General features: G+C 68.1%; 21 protein-coding genes. 14 read left to right on the top strand and 7 right to left on the bottom strand.

Going from position 1 to position 26,479, the window contains the following annotated elements; all coding sequences use genetic code 11:
• Positions 1 to 31 precede the first annotated feature (31 nt).
• Positions 32 to 1,939: a histidine kinase N-terminal 7TM domain-containing protein gene (locus tag MXA07_RS16245; protein WP_247729643.1), complete on the top strand. Its 1,908-nt coding sequence runs from the start codon at positions 32 to 34 to the stop codon at positions 1,937 to 1,939.
• A 229-nt stretch (positions 1,940 to 2,168) separates the two neighbouring features.
• On the opposite strand, the gene MXA07_RS16250 is transcribed toward MXA07_RS16245, so the two are convergent.
• The gene (locus tag MXA07_RS16250) at positions 2,169 to 2,333 is read right to left on the bottom strand and encodes a hypothetical protein (RefSeq protein WP_247729644.1); all 165 of its coding nucleotides are present in this window, start codon (positions 2,331 to 2,333) and stop codon (positions 2,169 to 2,171) included.
• Positions 2,334 to 2,600: 267 nt separating this feature from the next.
• Between MXA07_RS16250 and mutS the strand changes: the two genes are divergently transcribed.
• The 4 genes from mutS (at position 2,601) to MXA07_RS16270 (ending at position 8,732) form a co-directional block, all read left to right on the top strand.
• Positions 2,601 to 5,588 (top strand): DNA mismatch repair protein MutS, encoded by a 2,988-nt coding sequence (mutS, locus tag MXA07_RS16255; RefSeq protein ID WP_247729645.1) that lies wholly within the window; start codon positions 2,601 to 2,603, stop codon positions 5,586 to 5,588.
• A 41-nt stretch (positions 5,589 to 5,629) separates the two neighbouring features.
• Positions 5,630 to 6,688 carry a PfkB family carbohydrate kinase gene (locus tag MXA07_RS16260; RefSeq protein ID WP_247729646.1) on the top strand — a complete coding sequence of 353 codons (1,059 nt, stop codon included), beginning with the start codon at positions 5,630 to 5,632 and terminating at the stop codon, positions 6,686 to 6,688.
• A 78-nt stretch (positions 6,689 to 6,766) separates the two neighbouring features.
• The gene (locus MXA07_RS16265; protein ID WP_247729647.1) at positions 6,767 to 7,570 is read left to right on the top strand and encodes an SDR family NAD(P)-dependent oxidoreductase; all 804 of its coding nucleotides are present in this window, start codon (positions 6,767 to 6,769) and stop codon (positions 7,568 to 7,570) included.
• A gap of 97 nt (positions 7,571 to 7,667) precedes the next feature.
• Complete coding sequence (locus tag MXA07_RS16270; RefSeq protein WP_247729648.1) at positions 7,668 to 8,732, top strand: asparaginase; 1,065 nt, start codon at positions 7,668 to 7,670, stop codon at positions 8,730 to 8,732.
• On the opposite strand, the gene MXA07_RS16275 is transcribed toward MXA07_RS16270, so the two are convergent.
• Both MXA07_RS16275 and MXA07_RS16280 read right to left on the bottom strand, forming a co-directional pair.
• Complete coding sequence (locus MXA07_RS16275) at positions 8,729 to 9,628, bottom strand: polysaccharide deacetylase family protein (protein ID WP_247729649.1); 900 nt, start codon at positions 9,626 to 9,628, stop codon at positions 8,729 to 8,731. The two genes, MXA07_RS16270 and MXA07_RS16275, sit on opposite strands and share 4 nt — an antisense overlap.
• Before the next feature lie 120 nt (positions 9,629 to 9,748).
• Entirely contained in the window at positions 9,749 to 10,894 is a 1,146-nt protein-coding gene (locus MXA07_RS16280; RefSeq protein WP_247729650.1) for a mechanosensitive ion channel family protein, read from the bottom strand.
• A 135-nt stretch (positions 10,895 to 11,029) separates the two neighbouring features.
• On the opposite strand from MXA07_RS16280, the gene mutL reads away from it, so the two are divergent.
• From mutL to MXA07_RS16295, 3 genes are all read left to right on the top strand, one after another.
• The gene (mutL, locus tag MXA07_RS16285; protein WP_247729651.1) at positions 11,030 to 13,252 is read left to right on the top strand and encodes a DNA mismatch repair endonuclease MutL; all 2,223 of its coding nucleotides are present in this window, start codon (positions 11,030 to 11,032) and stop codon (positions 13,250 to 13,252) included.
• Between the two features lie 165 nt (positions 13,253 to 13,417).
• Positions 13,418 to 14,878 (top strand): sodium-dependent transporter, encoded by a 1,461-nt coding sequence (locus tag MXA07_RS16290; RefSeq protein ID WP_282102525.1) that lies wholly within the window; start codon positions 13,418 to 13,420, stop codon positions 14,876 to 14,878.
• A complete protein-coding gene (locus MXA07_RS16295) occupies positions 14,878 to 15,195 on the top strand; it encodes a DUF8026 family protein (protein ID WP_247729652.1) in 318 nt (105 codons plus the stop codon). The genes MXA07_RS16290 and MXA07_RS16295 overlap by 1 nt, the downstream gene beginning before the upstream one ends.
• Before the next feature lie 63 nt (positions 15,196 to 15,258).
• Here the strand turns inward: MXA07_RS16295 and MXA07_RS16300 are convergent, their stop codons facing one another.
• Complete coding sequence (locus tag MXA07_RS16300) at positions 15,259 to 16,440, bottom strand: NAD(P)/FAD-dependent oxidoreductase (protein ID WP_425492228.1); 1,182 nt, start codon at positions 16,438 to 16,440, stop codon at positions 15,259 to 15,261.
• A gap of 352 nt (positions 16,441 to 16,792) precedes the next feature.
• Here MXA07_RS16300 and rtcA point away from each other — a divergent pair, with 352 nt between their 5' ends.
• The 6 genes from rtcA (at position 16,793) to MXA07_RS16330 (ending at position 21,881) form a co-directional block, all read left to right on the top strand.
• Positions 16,793 to 17,899, top strand: a complete 1,107-nt coding sequence (gene rtcA / locus MXA07_RS16305) for an RNA 3'-terminal phosphate cyclase (RefSeq protein ID WP_247729654.1) — start codon at positions 16,793 to 16,795, stop codon at positions 17,897 to 17,899.
• A gap of 257 nt (positions 17,900 to 18,156) precedes the next feature.
• Positions 18,157 to 19,113, top strand: a complete 957-nt coding sequence (gene kdgK1, locus MXA07_RS16310; protein ID WP_247729655.1) for a bifunctional 2-dehydro-3-deoxygluconokinase/2-dehydro-3-deoxygalactonokinase — start codon at positions 18,157 to 18,159, stop codon at positions 19,111 to 19,113.
• A gap of 96 nt (positions 19,114 to 19,209) precedes the next feature.
• Entirely contained in the window at positions 19,210 to 20,424 is a 1,215-nt protein-coding gene (locus tag MXA07_RS16315; RefSeq protein ID WP_247729656.1) for a hypothetical protein, read from the top strand.
• Positions 20,425 to 20,562: 138 nt separating this feature from the next.
• Positions 20,563 to 21,162, top strand: coding sequence for a GNAT family N-acetyltransferase (locus MXA07_RS16320; protein ID WP_247729657.1), 600 nt, complete (start codon positions 20,563 to 20,565; stop codon positions 21,160 to 21,162).
• Positions 21,163 to 21,222: 60 nt separating this feature from the next.
• On the top strand, positions 21,223 to 21,480 hold the full coding sequence (locus MXA07_RS16325) for an AbrB/MazE/SpoVT family DNA-binding domain-containing protein (protein ID WP_247729658.1): 258 nt from the start codon (positions 21,223 to 21,225) through the stop codon (positions 21,478 to 21,480).
• Positions 21,477 to 21,881: a PIN domain-containing protein gene (locus tag MXA07_RS16330; protein ID WP_247729659.1), complete on the top strand. Its 405-nt coding sequence runs from the start codon at positions 21,477 to 21,479 to the stop codon at positions 21,879 to 21,881. The genes MXA07_RS16325 and MXA07_RS16330 overlap by 4 nt, the downstream gene beginning before the upstream one ends.
• A gap of 337 nt (positions 21,882 to 22,218) precedes the next feature.
• Here MXA07_RS16330 and MXA07_RS16335 read toward each other — a convergent pair whose 3' ends face one another.
• The 3 genes from MXA07_RS16335 to MXA07_RS16345 form a co-directional block, all read right to left on the bottom strand.
• A complete protein-coding gene (locus tag MXA07_RS16335; protein WP_247729660.1) occupies positions 22,219 to 22,626 on the bottom strand; it encodes an ester cyclase in 408 nt (135 codons plus the stop codon).
• A gap of 251 nt (positions 22,627 to 22,877) precedes the next feature.
• The gene (locus MXA07_RS16340; protein WP_247729661.1) at positions 22,878 to 23,198 is read right to left on the bottom strand and encodes an antibiotic biosynthesis monooxygenase family protein; all 321 of its coding nucleotides are present in this window, start codon (positions 23,196 to 23,198) and stop codon (positions 22,878 to 22,880) included.
• A gap of 1,035 nt (positions 23,199 to 24,233) precedes the next feature.
• Entirely contained in the window at positions 24,234 to 26,234 is a 2,001-nt protein-coding gene (locus tag MXA07_RS16345; RefSeq protein WP_247729662.1) for a PAS domain-containing sensor histidine kinase, read from the bottom strand.
• Between the last annotated feature and the right edge of the window lie 245 nt (positions 26,235 to 26,479).

The following is a 26,479-nucleotide window of genomic DNA, read 5'->3' on the forward strand; positions in this document are numbered from 1 at the left end:
TGTTAAATCGTCGGCAGCCTATCATCGGGCAATGACGGTACTCGCCACCACGTACATGGTGGCCGTCGCGATCGGCGCCGTCACGAGCGTCGCCATCGCCGCTCTCGCCCTCCGAAATCCGGAGCACGCCGAGACGAGAGTGCTCGCGGTGCTGACCGCCGGGATCGCGCTGTGGACCGGCGGCGATCTCGCGAGCATGCTCGCGAGCAGTCGCGAGTGGACGATGCTCTGGATCAGGACGGTCCACTGGTTCGGCGTCGCGATCGTCCCGACGACCATCTTCCTCTTCATCGTCGTCTACACCGGACGCGGCGACCGACTCTCACGTCGTCGGCTGGCCGCGCTCTACGCACTCCCTGTGGCGATATTCCTGCTCGCGCTGACCAACTCCTGGCACCGCTTGCTCTGGACCGACATCGCCGCGTCGGACGCGACGCCAGTCGGCTACGCGTTAACGTACGGGCCGGCGTTCGCCGCCTACGTGCTCTACTCCTACGGCCTCCTGGCAGTCGGGACGGTACTCCTCGGCGGGTTCATCGGTCGATCGAGAGAACTCTATCGAGGGCAGGCGACGTTGCTCATGATCGCCGCCGTGGCGCCGTGGGGGAGTAACCTCCTCTACATCCTCGGGGACAGCGAACTCGAGCCGACGTCGCTCGGGTTCGCCATCGCGGCCGTCGCGCTCGCCGTCGCCGTGTTCCGGTACCGACTGACCGACATCTTACCGATCGCTCGGGACGCGGTCGTCGAACACATCAACGACGGCGTCGTCGTCCTCGACCGGGACGGGCGGATCCTCGACGCGAACGCACAGGCCGCTCCGTACCTCTGCAACGGCGACGTGGGAACGTCGCTCGGCCAACCTGCCGACGCCGTCTTACCGACGGCGATCTGCGACTGGCTCGCCGATGGACCGCTCCGAGGGGATCCTCGGGGCCCCGACTCCGCTGGCGGCACGGCAAGCGACGGCCCAGCGGGCGAACGCGGCACCGATCGGGCCACCGAACGAGGCACGGGACACCGGGACGACACCGACGTCGAACGGACGACCGCTTCGACGACCGTCCGCCGCACTCGAGGCGGCGACCAGCAGTACCTCGCCGTCGACACGACGGCCCTGCTCGACGGCGACCGGTGGATCGGCCAGCTCCTCATCATCCGCGACGTGACCGAGCAGCAACGGTACGAGCGCGAACTCGAGCGACAGAACGACCGGCTCGATCGCTTCGCCAGCGTCGTCAGCCACGACCTCCGGAATCCGCTCAACGTCGCCGACGGCTACCTCTCGCTGCTCGCAGAGCGCTACGACGACCCCGAGATCGACGAAGTCGGAAGCTCGCTCGACCGGATGGAGGCCATCATCGAGGACGTCCTCACGCTCGCCAGAAACGGCGACGAAGTCGCCGACCGGACGCTCGTCGATCTGGGGACGCTCGCCACCGCGGCCTGGAACGGCGTCGATACGGGCGACGCGACCCTGCAAATCGAAACGGGCGAGCACCGCGTCGCCGCCGACGAGTCGCGACTCACCCAGGCGTTCGAGAACCTGTTCCGGAACGCTGTAGAACACGGCGGCGAGGGCGTCACCGTCAGCGTGGGGACGATCGACGAAGCCGACGCGGCGGAGTGGGCCGTGGACTCGGCGGAACGGACGAGAGGCTTCTACGTCGCCGACGACGGCACGGGAATTTCCGAGGGCGACCGCGAAGCCATCCTCGAATCCGGGTACACCACGAACGCGGACGGCACCGGCCTCGGGCTGAGCATCGTCCGGACGATCGTCGAGGCCCACGGCTGGTCGCTGTCGGTCGCCGAGTCGGCGGCGGGTGGCGCCAGATTCGAGATCTGCTACGACGAGTACGCAGCCGCCGAATCGACGCGGCCGGACGCCGCGACCGATGCCGCCGAATCCCCCGCCCCGCAGTCGACCGGCGAGTGAGCGAAACACGTGCCCCACTATCGACTAATCGAATGTATCGATTTGGTCGGTCTGGCCTGTTCGACGGATTGACCGGCAGTCGGAGACGAGGGTATTGATGGACGGTTCGAAGACCTGACGGTGCGAGCGAATGGGTCGTATCGGCAGCATGAACGAGCCGGATCTCCGGTTCGTCGCTCGGCGTCGGTATGAACTCAGCGTCTCCGGATGGTAGCCCCGAGTCGTAGGGTTAGCGCCGTATCTCGGCCGACAGGACGGTCCCGTCGCCCCATCCGTCGATACCCGTGATTTCCGCCCGTTCGGGCTGCTCCGAGACGTCGGTGAGACGGACGAGTGCGTGGCCCGCCCAGTCGGCGGACCCGACCGGAGCGGTAAACTGCACGAGTTCGTACATCGATATTTCATTTTTTTTTTGATCGGCCATATCCGTTGTATTCCGCAGGCAGCCCGCGATAAGTACCGAAAACCCCACACCAGCGCCCGCGAGTATCGCACGCCGATCCATACCCTCAATTTCGAGGTTGCCCCGCATGTAATTAATCGTTTGCGTACCGCCGATGTGAGGGCTGAAGGCTACCATCGAGGTCCGATCCGTCCGCCGATCGAACCGGCACGGAGCCGAACCCGCACCGTTTTCCCGGTCGACGCCCACCGGTCGCGTATGACCGAGGCGACGGGGATCGTGGGGGAGTTCCTCTCGTTGAAAAGCGGAACCGAGGCAGACGTCCTCGCGATGCAGGTTGGCGACTTCTACGAGTTCTTCGGCGAGGACGCCGAACTCGTCGGCGACGAGCTCGATCTCAAGGTGACCTCGAAGTCCTCGCAGGGCCAATCGTACCCGATGGCCGGCGTGCCGTACGACGACCTGACGCCGTACCTCACGGCGCTGGTAGAGCGGGGCCATCGCGTTGCCGTCGCCGACCAGTACGAGACGGAATCGGGCCACGCCCGCGAGATCGAGCGCGTCGTCACGCCGGGAACGTTGCTCGAGACGCGCGACGCCGACGCGCAGTACCTCGCCGCGATCGTCGCGGCCGACCGGAGCGTCGACCTGGATTCGAGCGCGAGCGGCGCCCACGCGGAGTGGTCGAGCGGCGGTGAGACGGCAACGAGCGACCGCACCACGATCGAGGACGACGTCGCCTACGGCCTCGCGTTCGCCGACGTGACGACGGGGCAGTTCCTCGTCGCGAGCGCGGCCGACGTCGAGGATGTGCTGACCGAGTGCTACCGGTTCGACCCGGTCGAGGTCCTCCCGGGGCCGGGTGTCAGGAACGACGACGACCTGCTGGGTGCGTTGCGCGAGCGGACCGACGCCACCCTCAGCCTGCACGAGGCCGAGGCGTTCGCGCCGAAGCGCGCCGCGCACACCGTCCGCGAGCAGTTCGGCGCCGGGCCGGTCGACCGCCTCGACCTGCCCGAGCCGACGGCGGCCGCGGCCGGCGCCGTCCTGTCCTACGTCGCGGAGACGGCCGAGGGCGTGCTGGCCTCGATGACGCGCCTGCGGACCCACCGCGGCGACGATCACGTCACCCTCGACGCGACGACCCAGCGCAACCTCGAACTCACCGAGACGATGGGGGGCGAGCGCGAGGGCTCGCTCTTCGACACCATCGACCACACCGACTCGAGCGCCGGCGCCCGCCTGCTCGCCGAGTGGCTCAACCGACCGAGCCGGTCGCTCGCGACGCTCGAACGGCGCCAGGAGAGCGTCGCCGCCCTCGCCGCGGCGGCGCTCGCCCGCGACGAGATCAGCGAAGCCCTTTCCGAGACGGCCGACCTCGAACGGCTGGCCAGCCGGGCCACCCACGGCAGCGCCGACGCCCGCGCCCTCTGCTCGGTGCGCGACACGCTCTCGGTCCTGCCCCGCATCGCCGAGGTGATCGCGGACGATAGCGACCTCGCCGCCTCCCCGCTCGCCGCCATCGTCGACGAGCCCGATCGCGAGGCGGCGGCCGAGCTGCGCGCGTCACTCGAGGCCGCCCTCGCCGACGAGCCGCCGTCGACGGTCACCCAGGGCGAGGTGATCCAGCCGGGCTACGACGACGAGCTGGACGAGTTGATCGAGCGCCACGAGGAACTCGAGGCGTGGCTCGACAGTCTGGCCGATCGCGAGGCGAGCCAGCACGGCCTCTCGCACGTCAGCGTCGGCCGGAACAAGACCGACGGCTACTACGTCCAGGTCGGCCGCTCGGCCGCGGACGGCGTTCCCGAGCACTACGAGGAGATCAAACAGCTGAAGAGCTCGAAGCGGTTCACGACGCCGGAGCTCGAGGAGAAAGAGCGCGAGATCCTCCGACTCGAGGAGCGGCGCCACGACCTCGAGTACGAGCTGTTCCGTGACCTCCGCGAGCGCGTCGCCGAGCGCGCCGAGCTCCTGCAGGACGTCGGCCGCACGCTCGCGACCGTCGACGCCCTGGCCAGCCTGGCCACCCACGCCGCCGAGAACGGCTGGGTCCGCCCCGACCTCCACGACGGCGACGGCATCGACGTCGAGGCCGGCCGGCACCCGGTCGTCGAGCAGACGACCGAGTTCGTTCCGAACGACGCCAGGCTGGGACGGGTCGGCGACGGAGTCGAAGACGGTCAGGGCCGCGACGAAGTCGACGATGGACGGAACCGCGACGGCGTGGACGAAGGCCGGGGCCGCGACGGCGCGGGCGACGCTACAAACGCGTCGGGGACGACCGCGGGCCTGGGCGACGAGCCGCGCTTCGTCGTGGTGACCGGCCCGAACATGTCGGGGAAGTCGACGTACATGCGGCAGGTGGCCCTGATCGTCCTGCTCGCCCAGGTGGGCAGCTTCGTCCCCGCTCGCGAGGCCGCGATCGGCCTCGTCGACGGCATCTTCACCCGCGTCGGCGCGCTCGACGAGCTCGCCCAGGGCCGCTCGACGTTCATGGTGGAGATGAGCGAGCTCTCGAACATCCTCCACGCCGCCACGGAAGATTCGCTGGTCATCCTGGACGAGGTGGGCCGGGGAACCGCCACCTACGACGGCATCTCCATCGCCTGGGCGGCCACGGAGTACCTCCACAACGAGGTCGGCGCGAAGACGCTCTTCGCGACGCACTACCACGAGCTGACGAGCCTGGCCGAGCACCTGCCCCGCGTCTCGAACGTCCACGTGGCCGCGGACGAGCGCGACGGCGAGGTGACCTTCCTGCGCACCATCCGGGAGGGGGCGACCGATCGCTCCTACGGGATCCACGTCGCCGAATTGGCAGGCGTTCCGGACCCCGTCGTCGACCGCGCCCGCGACGTGCTCGATCGCCTGCGCGCGGAGAAGGCCATCGAGGCCCGCGGGAGCGGCTCGTCCGAACCAGTCCAGGCCGTTTTCGACCTGGAGAGCGGGACGATGGAGACGAAGTCGGCGTCGGGAACGCCGGCCGAGACCGGCCCGGGGGTCTCGACGGGGGCCCGCGAACCGGCGACGACCGACGGAGGCGCGGCCGCTGGCGGGGGCGACGCGGCGGGCGCGACCGCCGGCGACGCTGACGGGGACGACACGTCGACCGAATCGGCGATCGATCCCGAGGCGGAGGCCGTCCTCGCGGAACTCGAATCGCTCGACGTGAACGAGACGGCGCCGATCGAACTGGCCTCGCGAATTCGGGAGTTACAGGAGCGCCTCGACGACGCACGGTAACGGTCGCGGGACGTTTTGGTCCCCGGCGTCGTCCGACGCGTATGACCTACGACGCGCTCGCCGAGCGACTCGCCACCGACGAGAGTGAACCGCGGATCGTCGCGCTCCCGGACGGCAGCGTCGATACCTACTACGACGCGTTCGACGAGCGCGGCGACCGGATACCGACGCGCGATGCGTTCGCCGATCGGCTCGCGAGCGAGGATCACGAGGCCGTGCCGATCGAGCCCACCGCACGCGAGAGCGGCGGGCAGGCGGTGAACATGGCGAAACAGGCCCGCGCACTCGGGGCGGAGACGGTGTGTTACGGCCACCTCGACGATCCGGTCTTCGAAGATCTGGCGATGGAAACACACTCGATGGGTGAGCCGTCCCGAATTTCGATCTTCGCGTTCGACGACGCGGACCGCCTGCTCGCCGAGCGCTCGGCCGACGTCCGGGGCTGGTCGCTACGCATTCTCGAAGCGGCTGCCGGCGCCGCGAGCGCCAAGGATACTCTCGACGCGGCCCGGGACGCCCTCGACGCCGACGCGATCTGCTGCGGTAACTGGGCCTCGGTCGACGGCCTGACCGACGCGATCGAGGACCTGGCGGCCGGGCCGCTCGCTGCCGGCGCGTTCGTCCTCGACCCGGGCGCGGTCAGCGGCCGATCCGACGAAGCGGTGTGGGACCTCCTCGACGCGCTCGCCGAGCTCGACGAGCGAACGGACGTCGCCTACAGTGTCAACCGAGCCGAACTCGAGGGGACAGTGGAGGCGATCGAGAGCGCGTCGGGCCACGATCGCACCGTTCGCGAGAACCTGCGTCGCGTCCGCGAGGCCGCCGGGATCGCGGCCGTCGTCCTCCACGAGGTCGACCTCGCGGCAGCCGCGACGCGAGACGGCGTGATCGTCGTCGAAGCCCTCGACGTGGCCGATCCGCAACGACGAACCGGTGCGGGCGACCGGTTCAGCGCCGGCCTCGCGGTCGGTCGCGTCCGCGGCTGGGACTGGGAGACGACGCTCGCGTTGGGAAACGCCTGTGCGGCCTACGCCGTCGAGACCGCCGCGACCGGGACTCGGAACGAACTCCGAGCGTTCGTCGAGCGGAAGACGTCGTGAGGAGCCCGTCGGCCCGGAACAGGACCCCCGGCCACCGGAAGCGCCAGGTCTATCGCCCGCGGCGTCGAGGTACCGACGATGCACGAACCTGACTTCGGCGTGGCGGGCGAGACCGCCATCGTCACCGGTGCGAGTCGGGGAATCGGGCGATCGATCGCGGAGACGCTCGCGGCCGGCGGCGCGAACGTCGCGATCTGCTCGCGATCGATGGACAGGATCGGTCCGGTCGCCGACGCGATCGACGAGTCCGAGGCCGACGGATCGGCGCTGGCCGTCGAGTGCGACGTCCGCGATCGCGACGCGGTCGAGGACCTCGTCGACGAGACGGTCGAGGCGTTCGGCGATATCGACGTCCTCGTGAACAACGCCGGCGGCGAGTTCGTCGCCCCCTTCGAGGACATCTCGCAGAACGGCTGGGAGACCATCCTCGACCTCAACCTGACGAGCGTCGTCCACTGCTCGCACCTGGCCGGCGCGGTCATGCGCGAGGGCGACGGCGGGGCGATCGTCAACCTCTCGAGCGTGAACGGCCAGCACGCCGCACCCGGCGAGAGCCACTACGGCGCGGCGAAGGCGGCGATCATCCGCCTGACGGAGACCCTGGCGGTCGAGTGGGCGGGCGACGGCGTCCGGGTCAACTGCGTGGCGCCGGGACTGATCCAGACGCCCGGCGTCGCGGAGACGTACGGTATCGGCGACGAGGCCATGCCGCCGCGCGAGGAGGCCGACCGCCGCATCGGCCATCCCGAGGAGGTCGCGGATATCGTCCGGTTCCTCGTCAGCCCCGCCGCCTCGCTGATAAACGGGGAGACGATCACGGCGAAGGGCGTCCCGCCGGCGGGCAACGCCATGTCGAGCGACGACCTGGGACTCGACACCTGAGCGGGCCGGAGACGGCGGACGGTCCGGACGAGGATCGTCAGCCGTCGCGCGACTGCGCTCGCACTACCTTTTCCCCGTTCGTCGTCCAAGGGCGCCCATGAACGTGACCGTACTCGCGACGGGCGGGACGATCGCGAGCACCGCGGACGGGGACGGGGCCGGCGCGAGTCCGACGAAGCGCGGCCGGGAGCTGATCGAGGCCGTTCCGCCGCTTTCGGACCTGGCCGAGGTGGCCGTCGAAGACGTCGTCCAGGTACCGAGTTACGAGATGGATCGCGAGTCGCTCGAAGCGATCGGCGAGCGGGTGAGAGCGCTCGACGCGGACCCGTCGGTCGACGCCGTCGTCGTGACCCACGGCACCGACACGATGGAGGAGACCGCCTACTACCTGGACGTGACCGTCCAGCCGGAGACGCCCGTCCTCCTGACCGGCGCCCAGCGACGGCCCGACGAGGTGAGCGCGGACGGGCCGTCGAACCTCCTGACGGCGGTCCGGACCGCGCGGGCGTTCCGCGAGCGCGAGGGCGCGACCGGCGGCGCCTTCGTCGCGTTCGCCGAGACCGTTCACTCGGCGCGTGCGGTCCGGAAGGTACACACCTCGCGACTCGCCGCGTTCCGTTCGCCCGGCCGCGGGCCGGTCGCCGTCGTCGACCGCGACGGCGTGGCGATCCGCCGCCGACCCCGGAGCGAGGCGCATCCCGTCCCCGCGACCTCGCTTTCTCCCACGGTCGTCGCCGTCACGAGCACCAGCGGCGCGGACGACACGCTCGCCCGGGCCGCGATCGACCGCGGCGTCGACGGCATCGTCGTCGAGGGAACGGGCCTCGGCAACGCGACTGCCCCCGTCGGCGACGCGGTCGGGTCGGCGATCGAAGACGGGATTCCGGTCGTCGTCACGTCTCGCTGCCTCGCCGGTCGAACGTCGCCGGTCTACGGCGGCGACGGCGGCGGGCAGGCCCTTCGCGATCACGGGGCGATCTTCGCCGGCGACCTCGCGGCGGGGAAGGCCCGGCTCAGGCTCTCGCTCGCGATCGCGGCGGCCGGGCGGGCGCTCGACGACGCGGCTGCCGAGCGCGAAATGGACGATCCGACCGACGAGCGCGAGTGGATTCGCGACGCGTTCGCCGGTCCGCGCGAGGGAGCGGTCGGGACGAACGCCTAGACGTAGTCGGTCTCGCTCTCGTAGACCGACGGGTCGTCCCGAAATTTCTCGGCGATCGTCTCGAGCGTGACGAATTCGGCGTCGTCGTGACCCTTCACGTACCGGATGAAGTCCTCGAGGAGCGGGATCATGTGCGGGAGGCCGTGGATGTCCGGGTGGATGGTGAAGGTGTAGACGCCGGCGCCGCGGCGCTCGGCGAGGAAGTCGAACTGGCTCTTGTAGTACTGTTCGTACATCATCTCGGGGTCCTTGTACCCGGCGTGGTAGATCGGCTGCTTGATGAACAGCATCGGCGGGATGTCGTCGCGGTACCAGCTGATCGGGATCTCGACGACGTCGGTCTCCTCGCCGTACTCGTAGGGCGTCATCCAGGTCTCCGGGTCCTCCTCGTAGTCGATCTTCGCCCAGCTGTCGCCCTCGCGCATCCAGCCCGGTTCGAACATGCGCTCCATCAGACTGCTGTCGTAGTCGAAGCCGTGCGTCCGGACGAGTTCCGGCGTGTGCTCGCTGAACTCCCACCACGACGCCCGGTGGCCGGCGGGGGCGCTTCCGGTGACCTCCTCGATCAGTTCGATCGAGACCGCGAGGATCTCGTCTTCCTGCTCGCGCGAGAGGTCGGTCGGGTTCTCGTGAGAGTAGCCGTGAACGCCGAGTTCGTGTCCGTCGGCGGCGACCGCCTCGATCTCGTCGCGGAACGTCTCCAGCGTGTGACCGGGGACGTACCACGACGTGTCGATTCCCTCCTCGGCGAACAGCGTCCGCAGCCGCGGGATGCCCTCGTTGCCGGCCGAAATACCCCGCGAGAGGTCGGCGGGCGAGTCCGCCCCGCCGTAGGAACCGAGCCAGCCGGCGACGCAGTCCGCGTCGACTCCGATCGCGACGTCGATATCTCCCATTGTCGGGCGATCCTCCCACGGCCGGCGACAAAACGGCCGTTGGGCGCGGTCGTGAGAGTCTCCGCACGCGACTGAAAGAGACGGACGATCCGCCGGTTCGGACCGAACCGGACCGGCGGTTCAGGACCCGCCGGTCGCCGCGTCGTCGTGCGTCACCGTCACGCCCTCGGTCGCGGACCGGGTCGGCGACGGATCGGTCTCGGTCTCGGAGACGACGTGGACGTCGCGCTGCGGGAAGGGGATCTCGATCCCCGCCTTCTGCAGGCGCTTGTACAACGCCCGGTTGAGCTGGTGGTGGGCCTTCTTGACGCGCGTCGGCGAACTCACCCAGCACAGCAACTCGTACTCCAGCGCCGAGTCGCCGAACGCGCGAAAGCGCATCCTGGGCGTCGGCGAGTCGAGCACGAGCGACTCCTCGGCGGCGATGTCGAGCGCCAGCGCCTCGAACGCGTCGATGTCGGTGCCGTAGGCGACGCCGATCGGGGCTTTGAGTCGACACCGCCGCTGGGGCCCGGAGTGATTGATCACCCGCGAGGCGTTCAACACCGAGTTCGGGACGGTGACGAGGACTTCGTCGCGCATCATGAGCGTCGTCGACCGGACGCCGACCTTCACGACCGTCCCAGCGTCGCCCGAATCCAGCTCGACGTAGTCGCCGATCTTGTACGTGTCGTCGAAGTACAGCGCGATGCCCCCGAAGAAGTTGGCCACGGTATCGCGAGCTGCGAAGCCGACCGCGATGCCGGCCACGCCGGCGGCCCCCAGGAGCGGCGAGATGCTGTACCCCCAGACCGACAGGATGACGACGACCGTCCCGCCCGCGACGACGAGCGTCCACACGTTCGAGAACACGGGCGCGAAGTCGAATCGCGAGTCCTCCGCGTTGACCGCGTCGACGAGGCGGTTGACCGTCCGATTGAGCGCGACGGCCCACGCCACGATGATGATCGACAGCGACGGCTTGCCGAAGAACGTCTCGAGCTGGGCCGGCTCGAAGAGGACGTTCGCCCGGACCGAGGGGACCTGCGTGAGCACGAACACGCCGGCCAGCGCCGCCGTCAGCACGAGCGGCAGCCTGAGCTCGCCGACGACGATGTCGTCGTAGGTCGTCTTCGTGCGGTCGGTCACGCGGAGGAGTCCCCGAAGGAAGACGAACTCGAGAGCGACCGCGAGGGCCAGCGAGCCGGCGAGGAGGAGGACCGTCGTTTGCACCGGCGAGAGTTCCGCGAAGATCCCGCTCGCGCCGACCAGCGATTCAGCATTCATAGACCGTCTCTCGCGCCGGAACGAAGTAACCGTTTCGAGCGGGTACCACCGACCGACCGGTTCACTTTCGCTCCGGAGTGGACACACTCATAGGGACGGCCGACCACCTCGCGTGTAGACGCAGCGGTCACACCAATGGACGGAGACACCGACATCCACCAGCTCGACGAGGAGACGGTCGCGCGCATCGCGGCCGGCGAGGTCGTCGAGCGCCCCGCGAGCGCGGTGAAAGAGCTCGTCGAGAACAGCCTCGACGCCGACGCAACCAGGATCGACGTCACCGTCGAGGCGGGCGGCACGGAGCTGATCCGCGTGGCCGACGACGGCCAGGGGATGACCGAGGCGGACCTGCGCGCGGCGGTTCGCCAGCACACGACGAGCAAGATCGCCGACCTGGCGGACCTCGAGGGCGGCGTCACTACGCTCGGCTTTCGCGGCGAGGCCCTGCACACGATCGGTTCGGTCTCGCGCCTTCGCATCAAGAGTCGGCCGCGAGCGAGCGGTGATGACGACGCCGACACGGCCGGAGATGACCCCGCCGTCGGCACGGAACTCGTCTACGAGGGCGGCGAGGTGACGAGCGTCGAACCGGTCGGCTGCCCGGAGGGGACGTCGGTCGAGGTGACCGACCTCTTCTACAACACGCCCGCCCGGCGGAAGTTCCTCAAGACGAAAGCGACGGAGTTCGCCCACGTCAACCGCGTCGTGACCCGGTACGCGCTGGCCAATCCGGACGTGGCCATCTCGCTGTCCCACGACGGCCGCGAGGTGTTCGCCACGACCGGCCAGGGCGATCTGCAGGCCGCGGTACTCGCCGTCTACGGCCGCGAGGTCGCCTCGTCGATGATCGAGGTCGCGGCCGACGGCGAGGCGCTCCCGCCCGGACCCGTCGAATCGGTCACCGGACTCGTCTCGCACCCGGAGACGAACCGCTCGACACGCGAGTACCTGGCCACCTACGTCAACGGCCGCGCGGTCACCGCCGACGCCGTCCGCGAGGGGATCATGGGCGCATACGGCGCGCAACTCGGGTCGGATCGCTACCCGTTCGTCGTCTGCTTCCTCTCGGTTCCCGGCGACGCCGTCGACGTCAACGTCCACCCACGAAAGCGCGAGGTTCGCTTCGACGACGGGGACGCGGTCCGCCGGCAGGTCGACGCAGCCGTCGAATCCGCCCTGCTCGACCACGGGCTGCTCCGGTCGGGCGCGCCCCGCGGGCGGTCGGCTCCCGACGAGGCGCGCGTCGAACCGGGGACCGGCGACCGTCGAAACGGACAGGAGCGGGCGCTGAGCGAGCGCCAGGAGACGGCGAACGAGCCGGCCGGCGACGTATCGACGACGGGTGACGACGGTCGCAACGCCGACCCGTCCGCCGACGCAGGCGGCGTCGAGGAGGTGGCTGCATCCGTCGAAGACGAGCCGCCGGGGCCCGACCACGTCGGACGCGAGGACTCGGCCGACGGCGACGCATCGGATCGTGAGGGAGACGGCGCGACGGACCGGCGAGCAGCCGCGTCGAGTGGGCGGCCGGACTCGGAGCGGGATACTGGACAACCAACGGATTCGTCGACCGGTGCGCCCGATCGGACCGGGCGCGATGCGCGGGCGGCGCCCGCCGACGCGGCGGGCGCCAGCGGTGACGGTTCGACCAGGGAGCGTGGCCCAGCGCCGGATCCGGACCGGAAGTTCGACGCCGGGACGGACCAGCGAACCCTCGACGGCGAGGCGGCCTCGATCGACGGGGACTTCGAGACGCTGCCGCCGATGCGGGTCCTCGGACAACTGCACGACACGTACATCGTCTGCGAGACGCCGGAGGGTCTGGCCCTGGTCGACCAGCACGCGGCGGACGAGCGGGTGAACTACGAGCGCCTCCGGCGCGCGGTCGCGGAGAACCCCGCCGCGCAGGCGCTGGCCGAGCCCGTCGAACTCGAACTCACGGCGGCGGAGTCGGCCGCCTTCGCCGACGCGGCCGAGGCGCTCACCCGGCTCGGGTTCCGGGCCGACCGCGTCGACGAGCGGACGGTCGCCGTGACGGCCGTCCCCGCCGTCTTCGACGAGACGGTCGAGCCGGCGCAACTGCGCGACGTGCTCGCCTCGATCGTGGGCGGCGACGACGCCAGCGGCGCCGAGACCGTCGACGAGCTGGCCGACGCGTTCCTCGGCGACCTCGCGTGCTACCCGTCGATCACCGCCAACTCCTCGCTGCACGAGGGGTCGGTCGTCGACCTGCTGTCCGCGCTCGACGACTGCCGGAATCCGTACGCCTGCCCGCACGGTCGCCCCGTGGTCGTCCAGCTGGACGAGTCCGAGCTCGAGGATCGGTTCGAACGCGACTATCCGGGCCACGGCGGCTAGGGTCGACCGGCGTCCCCAGTCCTGTCCGCCGGATCCTGTGGTGTCCTCAGCGCAGTCGTCTCGTCCAGGACCGCACCTGCTGTCGGCCGGCGTCGTCTCAACTGCTTCACGTAACGACACCGAACCCAACCTATAGGAACCCGCTCGTTGGCGGTCACTGACGAGATGGCCGAGTCAGACACGAAGACCGCTCGCGCCGAGTGGGGGACCCGCTTCGGGTTCCTGATGGCGATGATGGGCGCGATGGTCGGCGCGGGCAACATCTGGCGCTTCCCGTACGTGATGGGTAACAACGGCGGCGGCGCGTTCGTCGTCGCCTACCTCTCGATCCTGTTCGTCCTCGCCGTCCCGGGACTGATGGCCGAGGTCGCCCTGGGCCGGTACGCGCAGAAGGGCGTCGTCGGCGCCTTTCGCGACGTCGTCGGGTCGGGCGGCCTCGTCGGCCTCGGCGTGATCGTCCTGCTCGTGAACATCGCGCTGATGTCGTACTACTCGCCGGTGATCGCGTGGACGCTGTACTACGCGGCCCACTCGCTGGCCTTCACGTTCACGGGCGCCGGCTTCGAGGCCGAACCGTTCATGAACGCGCTGTTCGACAACGCCGCCCTCATGATCGGACTGCACACCGTCGTGATGGGGTCGATCGCGGCGATCCTCGTCCTCGGCATTCGCCGCGGCGTCGAGCGCGTCGTCATCTACGCCGTGCCGGGGCTCGTCCTCACGCTGGCGATCATGGCGATCCGGGGGCTCACCCTTCCCGGCGCGGCCGAGGGGGTCGCCTTCGCCTTCGACGTCGACTGGACGTTCCTCACGCGCAGCAGCACCTGGATCACCGCGCTCGGCCAGGCGCTGTTCTCGACGGGACTGGGGTGGGGCATCGCGCTGACGGTCGGGAGCTACCTCCGCGAGTACGACGACGTCCCGCTGGGCGGCGGGGTGTTCACCGGAATCGCGGAGTCGAGCGTCGGCATCCTCGCCGCGCTGGCGATCTTCCCGATCGTCTTCGCCGTCGGCGGCGAGCCGGACGCCGGCGCCGGACTCGCATTCGTCTCGCTGGTGCAGGTGTTCCCGGAGATCCCCCTCGGCGGGTTCGTCGCCATCCTCTTCTTCGTCGGCTTCTTCCTGGCCTCGTTCACCTCCGGGCTGTTGATCACCGAGGTGAGCGTGACGACGGTCGCCGAGGAGCTGCGGTTCAGCCGGACCCAGACGGTCCTCGGGGTCTGCGGCGTCATCTGGCTGCTCGGACTCCCGAGCGCGGCCTCCGCGGACACGCTCGACTACCTGGACTTCGTCTTCGGCAACTGGGGGCTGCCGCTGGCGACGCTCTCGATCATCCTCACCATCGGCTGGATCCTCGGGCCGGAACGGCTCCGCGTCCTCGCTGTCAACCGCAACTCCGGGATCTACATCGGTCGCTGGTGGAACCCGGTCGTCAAGTACGTCATCCCCGCGGTGATGATCTTCATCGTCGCCTACTTCGCCTGGGAGGAGCGCGGCTCGCCCGAGATGATCGGCGGCATGATCGTCCTCGTCACGTTCCCGGTTCTCAGTTACCTCCTCATGTGGTACGTCGAGGGGCGAAACGGCTCGAAACCGGAGCCCGGCGTCACCGGAGGTGCGGAGTGATGGCGCTCACGCCGGCCGTCCTCGGTACCCTCGCTTTCACGCTCACCGCCTTCTGGGGCGTCGCCGCGTGGGCGCTCGTCCGGACGCTCCGCCAGGAGGAACGGAAAGTCGACCTCCTGTCCGAGCAGGACCGCATCGACACCTACTCCCCGCGGGCGCTGGCCGACCTGCGGCGGTGGATCGAGGCGAATCCGAACGATCCGCTCGCCGACGACGCCCGCCGCGCATACAACGAGTGCGTGGAGACGCTGCGCTCGGTCGACCGGTACTACTACGACTGGAGCGAGGGAGAAATCGACGACCTCGAACGGATGTGAGCGGCGAGCGCCGCTATTGCGAGCATCGGGCGACGTTCGGACGGCGCCCACGAGCGATCGCTCTCAGAGGTAATCGTCCGGGCGGCCGTTGCCGGCCGGGTCGTCCGCGAACCGATCGAGCGAGAAGTACTCGACGTCGATCCGGGTCTCGCCGAGGGTCGGCGACTCGCCCCGCACGAGCGCCGCCGCGAGCTTCCCCACGGCGGGGCCGTGTTTGAATCCGTGTCCGGAGAAGCCACAGCACCAGTAACAGCCCTCGGGGCCCGCCTCGTCGATGACGAAATCGTGGTCCGGCGTCGTCGAGTAGACCCCGCAGTAAGATCCTTTGATGCCCGCATCGGCCAGGCCCGGAACGTGCTCGGTCATCGCGTCGACGAGTTCGAGAACCGTCTCCTCGTCGGGCGTATTCTCGTAGTCGTCGGGGTCCGCCTCCTCGGCGTGGCGGTGCGTGGCGACGAGGATCCCGCCGCCGACGTCCGGTCGGACGTACCACTCGCCGCCGGGGAGGCTCATCGTCGGTGTCAATTCCGGATAGTCCGCGGCGTACTCGGCGGGCGGGTCGAGCAAGATGATCTGTTCTCTGACGGGCGTGATCGGGATGTCGACGCCGACGGTCGCGGCGAGTTCGGGCGTCCACGGTCCCGCCGCGACGACGACCTGATCGCACGCAATCCGCCCGGCATCAGTCTCGACGGCGGCGACGCGGCCGGGATCCCTTCCCGCGGTGGGATCGGCGTCGGTCGTCTCGATCGACTCGACGGAAACGCCGGTGTGGATCCCCGCGCCCAGATCGGTCGCGCCGCGGGCGAAGCCCAGCGCGGCGTCGGAGCCGTCCGAGTAGCCCGCCGCGTCATCGCTGACGGCGAAGTCGAACGCGTCCGCGCCCTCGTACATGGGGTATCGCTCCCGGAGGGCGTCGCCTTCGTGTCTCGAAACGGGGATGTCGCGGGCGTCGAGGACGTCGTAGCCCGCCGTCGCGTACTCGCCGCCGGGCGTTCCCGCGTCTGCGAAGCGGACGAGCGGGGCGTCCTCGTGGAGGATCGAGGCGCCCGTCTCGTCGTCGAACGAGCGGTAGAACTCGTGGCTCCACCAGGCCATGTCCGTGTAGATCGCCTGGTCGCCGTAGTGGTGACGCAGGATGGCCGAGGAGTCGCCGGTCGAGCCCGCCGCGAGGCGATCGCGTTCGAGCAGCGTGACGTCGCGATCGGTCTCGCGGGCGAGGAAGAACGCGGTCGCCGTTCCCATGACCCCGCCGCCGACGACGACCACGTCGGTCTCGGCCGGCGGCGCGTCAGATCCGGCATCCGTCCGCGTGTTCGACGCGGTGCCCTCCGGCGCCTCGTCGTCGACCGGATCGTCGCTCATCGATCACCACCCGTCGGTCTGGGGCGATAGGAATGCGACGTGGTGAGGCCGTTTGCTGTCGCCACGGCGGCTGTCGACGCGATGGAGGTCCACGCAGTGGGGGTCGGTCGATCCATATCTGTCAGGTGCGACCGCGATCACGATTAGTCTTCGGCGGATTCACACCGGCGGCGGTTGCATCCAACCCGGGTCGAATCCACACACCAAAGCCGTCGGCCCGCCAACGTCCGGTATGCTCGAACTCGACGGCGCCGACGCGGGCGGGCAGTTCCTCCGCTCGGCGCTGACGCTGGCCGCACTCGACGGCCGGGCGGTTCGGATCGAGAACGTCCGCGGCGATCGCTCGATGCCGGGCGTGCGCCCCCAGCACCTGGCCGTCGTCGAGACGATGGCGTCGATCTGCGACGCGACGGTCTCGGGTGCCGAGACGGGCAGCGAGACGGTGCAGTTCGATCCAGATCCGTCCGAGGAAGACGACGCGCCGTCGGCCACCATCCCCGGCGGCCACTACGCGGTCGACATCGGGACGGCCGGGAGCACGACGTTACTCTTCGACGCGATCTCGCCGCTGGCGACGCGCCTCGAGGAGCCGCTCACCGTGACGGCAACCGGCGGGACGGACGTCAAGTGGTCGCCGCCGCTGGACTACCTGCGCCGCGTCAAACTGCCGCTGCTGCGACGCGCCGGGCTGCAGGCCGTCGTCGAGGTCGATCGGCGCGGGTTCTACCCCGCCGGCGGCGGTCGGGCCACCCTCCGCCTCGCGCCGTCGACGATGACGCCGCTCGACCTCGTGGATCGCGGACCGCTCCAGGCCGTACGGCTGTACTCCACGGAATCCGCCTCGCTCGCCGATCGCGACGTGGCCGACAGACAGATCGAGGGCTTTCTCGACCGGCTCGGCCCGGTCGAACTGGGCGGGGACGACGCACGCCCCGGCTCGGACGACCAGCGGGGCGCACTCGCCGAACGCGTCGTGACGACGGCGGCGAGCGACTCGCCCGGCTCGGCCGTCGTCGCGCGCCTCGACTACGAGAACGCGATCTGCGGCGCCAGCGCGCTCGGGGAGCGCGGGACGCCCGCCGAGCGGGTCGGCGCGAACGCCGCCGAGGCGGCGGAGCGAAGCCTCGATCACGCGTCCCCCGTCGACGCGCACCTCGGGGACCAGCTGGTGGTCTGGCTGGCCGTCGCCGGCGGACGCGTCAGCATCCCGTCACGGACGGACCACGTCGAGACCAGCCTGTCGCTGGTATCGGACGTCGGCTACGAAGTGACGGCGAAACCGGCTCCGGCGACCGACGCGGCCGGGACGGTCCTCGAATCGTCTCTGCCGGATGCCTGAGCAGGCTCGAATGGCCCGCCGGTGCGCCTGACCGGGCTCGGGTCGTCACCCGGACGGACTGGCGGTTCGCCGGGTCGATTGTGACCGAGATCGACACATCAACGATCCTGAAAGGACGCGTTGAAACGGTGCAGGGAGTGCTATCTACTCGTCGGCCGCTGTCAGGTACCGCCACCACTTATGGGACGTCCGGTCCCTACCCAGCCTATGATCCGCCAGTGCGCGCCAGTGACCGACCGACCGCAACGGAGGGTGCGATGAGCGACCTCGTCGCCTTCGGCGAGACGATGCTTCGCCTCTCGCCGCCGGGAACGGAACGGCTCGAAACGGCCTCGTCGCTGGACATCCACGTCGGCGGCTCCGAGAGCAACGTCGCCGTCGCCGCCGATCGACTCGGCGCCGTCACGACCTGGCTGTCGAAGCTGCCGCGAACGCCGCTCGGCCGGCGTATCGTCGGCGACCTCCACCAGTGCGGCATCGAGACCGACGTGACCTGGAGTCGCGACGGGCGCGTCGGGACCTACTACGTCGAGACCGCGGGCAAACCGCGGGGTTCGAAGATCCACTACGACCGGTCGGACAGCGCGATCACGAGCGCGAGCGCGGACGAACTCCCGCTCGATCGCGTGCGCGACGGCCGACTGTTCTTCACCTCGGGGATCACCCCGGCGCTGTCGCCGACGCTGCGCGAGACGACGAAGCAGCTGCTCCAGACCGCCCGCTCGGCTGGCACGCGGACGGCCTTCGACGTCAACTACCGCGAGAAGCTCTGGTCGCCCAAAGAGGCACAGGACGTCCTGACCGGCCTGTTCCCGGGCGTCGACGTCCTGATCATCGCCGCCCGCGACGCGAAGACCGTCTTCGGGTTCGAAGGCGATCACCGCCAGCTCGCGCACAAGCTCGCCTCGCAGTTCGACTTCACGACCGTCGTCGTCACCCGCGGCGAGCAGGGCGCCCTCGCCTGGCACGACAGCGTCGTCCACGACCAGGACGCCTTCGAGACGGACGCGAGCGAACCCGTCGGCGCCGGCGACGCGTTCGCCGGCGCCTTCCTCGCCCGCCGGTTGACCGGCGACGACGTTCCCCGCGCCCTCGAGTTCGCCGCGGCGACGGCCGCCCTCAAGCGGACGATTCCGGGCGACGTCGCGCGCGTCACGATGGACGAGGTCGAGGCCGTCGTCGCGGCGAACGGAACCAGTCGCATCTCGCGGTAACCGCTCGACGACTGGCGAGCCGACGACCGATCGACGCGACGTTTTGACGGATTTGCCAGAAGGGGTTTTTATCGCGCTTTGCATTCATCGAGTGCAATGACCCGCAGTACTGCCGCCGTATGCAGCCTCCTCCTGGTGACGAGCCTGTTCGCGATGGCCGTCCCGGGACCCGTCGTATCGGCACAAGACTCGAATAGCGAGGGCTACACCGGCGCCCACGTCGACTTCGCGGTCGACGGCAACGCGCTCGCGGACGTCAGCGTCGACGGCGAGACGACGTTCGACGAGGTGCGCGTCCAGTCCAAATCCAGCGCCGGCCTCGGCGCCGGCGTCGGGCTCGGCGCCGTCGTGAACGTCGACGGTGCCGGGCTCTCGCTGGCCGCCGAAACCGACACCAGCGCGACGATCACGGCCGAGAGCGGCGCCGAACTCTCCGCGCACGACACCGAACGCGGCCAGCTCGTGATCAAGGCGGGCGGCGACTCGCAGGTCGTCGAGGCCCGGCTCGCGGGCGACGCCTCCGCGACGGCCGACGGCGACGCGGTGGTCGTCGACAGCGGCGATCGCACGGGCGCGTTCGTGGTCGTGGGCGACGGCGACGTGACCGTCAACGACGAGGGGAACGTCTCGGCGGAGCTCTCTGGCGAGGCGTCGCTCGTCTTCCGCTCGTACGCCGACGGCGAGCGCGACGAGCGGGCGAAAGCCGAAGAGCGACTGATCGCGGACGGTTCGGCCGCGGTCGAGCTCCACGTCGAGGAGCGCGCGGAGGGGATCGCGAGCGAAGCGGTCACGTACAGCGAGGAGACCTCGACCGAGGTCAGCACCGAAGCGCAGAACCGCGTCGAGGTCACCATCGATCGCTCGGTCAGCGAGGGGACGATCGTCCTGACGTCCGTCTCCGAGGCGGCCGTCGGCTCGTTCGAGGACCTCTCGGTCGCCGTCGACGGCGAGGCGGCCGCCGAAGCCAGTTCGATGTCCGAACTCGAAGCCGGCGCGGCCGGCGAGGAACCGCGCTATATGGTCACCTCGCAGACCGAGGCCAAGGCGACGGTCGCCGTCGCGATCGATCACTTCTCCGAGCGAACGATGACGATGTCCGGCGCGGACGCCGACGGTGATGGCGACGACGGATCGACCGGCGACGACGGTACCGACGGTTCGAGCGATGACGGCAACGACGACGGATCGTCGACCGACGACGGGTCGGACGGCGACGACGGCGCGGTACCCGGTGGCGACGCGCTACCAGGCTTCGGACCGATCGCCGCCCTGCTCGGCCTCATCGGTGCGATCGGCGCGCGGATTCGATAATTCGGGGGAAGCGACCGAGCGCGGTCGCCGACCGTCGAACACGCGATCTTCTTCTCGAACCAGCACCCCACTACCACCGAACGCACCGCCAGAATCCGACGAACGAACCTTTTTGGCCGGCCTCGCTGACTTCGTCGTATGGGCGGGACCGTCCGCGACGCTCGGCCGGATGACGCGGCGACGATCCAGCACGTCGCCCGCGAGAGCTGGCACGCGGCCTACGACGATATCGTCGGCGCCGAAACGGTCGATCGGACGATCGATCGGTGGTACGCGCTCGACTCGCTCGCCGACGACATCGCGGACGCCGCCGGTCGCGCCGACGCGACGTTCCTCGTCTGCGAGCGGGCGGATTCGGCGGCCGATAGCGACTCCGCGCGATCCGATGGGGTCGATAACGAGCGATTCGGCGCGAACCGCGGCGAGTCGACCGGCGCCGAGTCGGCCGTCGTCGGCTTCGCGCACGCCGGTCCCCATCCGAACCTGGAGGCGACGGCGAAGCTCTCGCGGATCTACGCGCGACCGGGCGTCTGGGGCGACGGCGTCGGGAGCCGCCTGCTCGAACGAGTCGAGCGCGACCTCCGCGAGCACTTCGAGACGCTGTGGCTCGAGGTACTCGCCGACAACGACGTCGGCGTCTCCTTCTACGAGGCGACCGAATTCGAGCGGGTGGGCGAGCAGGAGAGCGTGCTCGGCGACGACGCGGTGTGGGAGTACCTGTACGAGAAGGGGTTGTAGTGGCGTTCCATCGCCGTGTAACGGAGTAAGCGTTAAGTTTTACAGGCAGTAATACCACACATGGCCGAGACGACTCGCGTCAGTCAGAAGGGGCAGGCGACGATACCCCAGTCACTCCGTGAGAAGTTCGATATCGAGCCCGGCGATCAGGTCGTCTGGAAGGAAACGGACGACGGGATCGTACTGAAAAAGCGGGAACCCTCGAGCGGTCGTGGAATGCTCGTTCCCGACGACGCAACGCCGGAGGAACGCGAAGCAGTAGCCGAGACCCTTGCCGAGGAGATCCGGGACCGACGCGACGGTGAGTGGACCGAATGAGTCGGTACACCGTCGATGCGGTCGCGTTTATCCGGTATCTCGTCGACAGTCTTCCGCCGAATGTTGACGAGATTTTTCGTCGAGCGGAAGCCGGCGACGCCACGCTCTATCTGCCGACGATCGCCGCGATCGAATCGCTGTATCGCATTCACAAACGCGACGAAATCGCGGGGGTCCCGATCGGAGCCGATGCCACAACGATCGTCGACCAGCTCGAGACTAATCTCCCACTCACCGTCGTCGATCACGGGAGTGACGAACTGCCGGTACTGGCCCCGCGGGTCCCGGAATTGTCGATTCACGACGCGATGATCGTTTCCACTCACGAACGACTCGAGACGGACGCCATTCTTTCGAGTGACGCGATTATCGCCGACAACGCGACCGTTCGGTGGGAGTGAGCGCCCTCACCACCGATTTCCGACGCCGATCTGCGAGAGTGAGTCCCGATCGCGTTCGCCGTTCGAGATCGGTTCGGCAATCGAACGCGGAAGCCACTCTTCGATCCACTCCTACGTGCATCGTCCGCTCAGTACAGGGATTCACCAGTAACGCCTCCACCCAACAATCGTCGCCGTTCCACGAGCGTCCGATGCCGTTGTCAGAGTCGTGCTGAATACGGCGGGCGAATCCAGTAGCGCGAGTAGGCTCGAACTCGCGGTACGCCCGGCGGTACCGCAACCGGTTCGATTTCAGTGATCGCTCGGGTCGGGATCATCGAGGTGTCGCGGGCGAGAGTTACGCCTCGATCGGGAGGGTGAGCCCTAGCTGTGTCAAGAGAGATAGGTCATCGCTCACCCAATCGAGCTCGACGATGGTACCGTTCTCGAGGCGGAACCTGAGGTACTCCTCGACCTCGACGGTGTTCCCGGTCGGTTCGATTCCGTGTATCGTCCCGTCGTGGATGGCCCGGTACGTGACGTTGGCGACCACTTGGTCACCTTCGGCCACCAGTTCGTGGATCTGATGGGTCATTTCGGCCATGCTGTCCAGCCACCCGGCAATCCAGTCGTGGACATCCGCGGGGGCCACCCGGACTTCCTCACCCATCCAATCGGTGTACGTCGTAGAGAAATCGTCCGCGAAGAACGCCGCGATCGCGTCCGGATCGCCGGCGTCCCACGCCGCGTAGTACTCGCGAATCAACTCCTTGTTTCGTCTCGTAGCGTTCTCCGCCATCGGTCTACTCCGCCTCACATTCAAGCGGAGGAAGTGATAGCTATTCTGGCGCCGGATCGCTGAAATCGGTGGGCCCGACCGCCGCACGTAGATAATTGCTCGATCAAGTACTGTAGCGGCCGTACCTTGCAGAAACGGGAACGTTCGGTCGGGCGATGCCGATGCAGGAGGTACTCGGTATCAGCGATCGGACTCCGCTACTCAAACCGGTGGTGATCTCACGCGGGCGGGCTCGCATCGTCACCGAAGCCGCTCCCGTACGTCTCGACGACTTCCGTAATGGTAACCTCGTACGCGTCGTACCACTCCGTCCACCGCTGTTTTGCACGTTCGTGGTCCGGATCCGCCCCGAACGACTCGAGCGCGTCGAGTGACTCCCAGTAGTAGACGACCAGCACCTCGTCGTTTTCGGGATGGTTCCACGTACGCTTTCCGCGATAGCCGTCCGTCTCCTCAGCGACCGCCTGAATCGCGTCGTTCAACTGGTGGAACTCGTCGTCGTACTCCCCCGGATCGAGGCGAAACGTAACCAGATACATCGATACCGCTGCCCACACAGTCGACGGTTAAGAATGCCCCCGTGAACGGCCACGACAGTCCCCTAGGGTCGCCGTCAATAGCAGGGACCGGACCGGCTTCCGGAAGAGCAATTGCTTCGACTCGTTCGGAACGGCCGGGCCGGAAATGCGAGCGTTCTTCCTACGGAGGGGCTCGCATTCGATTCTTCGAGAGTTTCGGCCGGCTTCCGATCTTCTGGGCACAATCTGAACACCACCCGGCCGTCGGAGAACGATTCTAAAACCCGCTCTGATGGACCAGAAGCTCCAAAATTCGTCCCATTAGAGTTAGATATAAGTCACTACTGCGCGTAGCCGATCCGGAAGTCGTCGTCTCCATCGGTCGTCGCCGGGGGACGTGCGCGACAACGAAAGAGTCACTGACTCTTTCGAGCATCGCGGGAACTTCGTTCCCGCTCAAAAATGTCCCGGGTGTACCAGCACCCGAGACGGTGGCTTCCGCCCGATTGGGACGAAGCCATGATTCCGTACCGCCCCGCGAGATATAAACGTCTCGCAGAGCGCTCACTCGCTCGGTCTCGGTAGCGTCGCGTTTCGACGCCGTTCTCGGCGTGGGGTCGGCCTCGACAGCGGTGTCACCGTCGAACGGTGGATTGGCGGGAGTTGCCCCACCGCAGGGTGTCGACCGCCGAGGGCGGCCATTCGGGACGCGACGTATCGCCGACCGGGGCGGTCGTGGCCTCGGCTCGATCGGGATGCGTGCGCGATCGCTTCCAGCCGACGGATGCGACGCGGGCACCAACGCTTCCAGTCGCGAACGCGACCCGGTCGCGCTCGCCGTTCGCGATCGGGTTCGTCGATCGAACGCGGAACGCGTGAGCGCGCATCGATGGGTGACCGAAGCTCACCGTGCACCGAAGGGTCGGTCAGTACAGGAGAAGCACCCACCGCTCAGTGCAACTGACCATCGATTCGCGGACCCCAGTTTCGTGCCGAAAACTGAATCTTGTACCGCGGTTCCGACACTATCAGCAATCTGTCCTGAGGTTGCGAGAATCAACCAGTCGAATCCGATACCGCAGGGAGCGTGAATAAGAACGTCGCGCCCTCGCCGGGTTCGGACTCGACCCAGATGTCCCCGCCGTGGCGCTCGACGATCCGGTCGCACAGCGCCAGCCCGATGCCCGACCCGCCGCTGTCGTCCCGGGGCTGCAATCGCTGAAACACCTCGAATACCCGATCCTGGTCAGCCGGCTCGATTCCGACCCCCTCGTCCTCGACGGACACGAGCCACTCCTGACCGTTCCGTTCGGCTGCGATGTGCACCCGCGGCGAGTCGTCTCCGCTGTACTGCAACGCGTTCGACAGCAAGTTCTGGAATACATGTCGCAGCTGGCTGCCATCCCCCATGACCCGGGGTAACTCCTCGACCTCGATGTCGGCGTTGCTCTCGCTTATCTGGACGCCCAAGTCCTGCTGGACATCCGCAATCACATCATTGAGGGCTACTGGCTCCAGAGGGACACCCTCCGTCTCCACGCGGGAGTACTGCAGCAAACCATCGATCATCTCTCGCATCCGGTCGGCCCCGTCCACCGCAAAATCGAGAAACTCCTGCGCCTCGTCATTCAGATTGTCCCCGTATCGGCATTCGATGAGTTGGAGGTAACTCGACACCATCCGCAGGGGCTCCTGGAGGTCATGGGAGGCCGCGTATGCGAACTGTTCCAAACGCTCGTTTGACTCCTCCAGCTCGCCGACTAACCGTTCGAGCCTGGACTCGTACTGCTCGTGCTCGATCGCCTCCGCAAGGATGTTCGCCACGCTCACGACGAAGGAGACGTCCTCCTCGCTGAACTCCCGTGGCTCCGTATCGTGCACGCCGAGGATGCCCCACGGGTTGTCGAATGGGCCGATGACCGTACTGATGCCGCTCCGCACGTCGTGATCCGTTAACAAAGCCGGCCCGCTGAACCGCGTCTCCGTCGCTAAATCCTCGACGACGATGGGCTGGTTGGTCTCCAAGGTGTACGCGGCTTGGGACTCGGCTTCGACAGCGGAGACGGTCGCATCTCCGACGATGCCCTCGTCCCAACCGACTCCCTGCCGGAGCAAGAGCGCCTCGGCGTCGGTGTCGAGGTCCAGCACCTTACAGTACTCGGCATCAAGGACGTCGGCAACGTTACGGACGGCCTCGTTCATGAGGGCGTCGAGGTCGTCCGTTTCGAGGGCGAACTTTCCGAGGTCGGCGACGGCCTGTTGCTGGTGTGCCAGCTTGTACGCCTCCTCTCGCGCTTCGTAGAGTTTCTGACTCTTGAGAAGCATGTCCGCCGTGAGGTGAGACTCGTCGACGTCGAGACCCTCGGTCGGGTCCGTTCCATCTTCTAGCATGGTGTTGACAAGGGGCGTGACATCCTGCACGTGGTGGATGATGTACGAGAGGGTTCCGTTCGAGTCGAAGAGAGGCGTATTGACCGGGCTCCACCACCGGTCCTCGAACGCACCCTCAGTTGCGTCCTGGTCCGGCACCGGATAGTGCGTCACTGGCATGACGTCTTCCTCGCGCAGCTCTTTGACCCGGCGAAGCGAGTGCCGCAGTTGGGGGACGCCCTCTGGGTCCGGATCGGCGGGATCGGCGGGAAAGACCTCGAACAGTGTCTGGCCGAGGATCGTCTCCCGCTCGGTCATGGTCGCCTCCAGATACGCGTCGCTGACGGCCACAATCTCGTAGTCGTTCGGTTGTACGATCAGATAGGGGTCGGGAACGGACTCGAACAGTTGGCGGACAGTCGATTCGGTAATCCCGGCCTCCGACCTCCCGTTCGCCTCTCCGTCCGGGCGCGGTCGCCACCAAACCCGAGCATCGGTACCAGCTTCCTTGGACTTCAGCTCACCGCGGCGTACCAGTTCTTCTAAGCAATTGTAGACGGTTCGTCGGGCCGTATCGAGCGAGCCTGCTACCTCTGGTGTCGTGAGGGGTTCGGTCGGATCATCGCGTTCGTCGAAGACGGCGAGAGCTTCCTCGTAGTCGTCTCCCGAAGGGCCCGATGACGACATACACACCTTAGAACTAGCCGTGCGTAAAGCGGTTCCGGCGATTGCACCAGGACCTGTCAGCGTCACCCGTTGACCAACCGGAATAGAACCCAGCGCGTGGAACTGTCGGAATATGGTGGCTCACCGTCGATGCAGACCTATCTGAGTAACCGACGACTGGTGAGGAATCGTGGACGACGGTGAACGCAAGAACCGGTGCAAACTATCGGGGAACGACGACACGGGAACTAAGCTATCCCTACAAT

It is taken from the genome of Halovivax limisalsi, from assembly GCF_023093535.1.
GTDB lineage: Archaea > Halobacteriota > Halobacteria > Halobacteriales > Natrialbaceae > Halovivax > Halovivax limisalsi.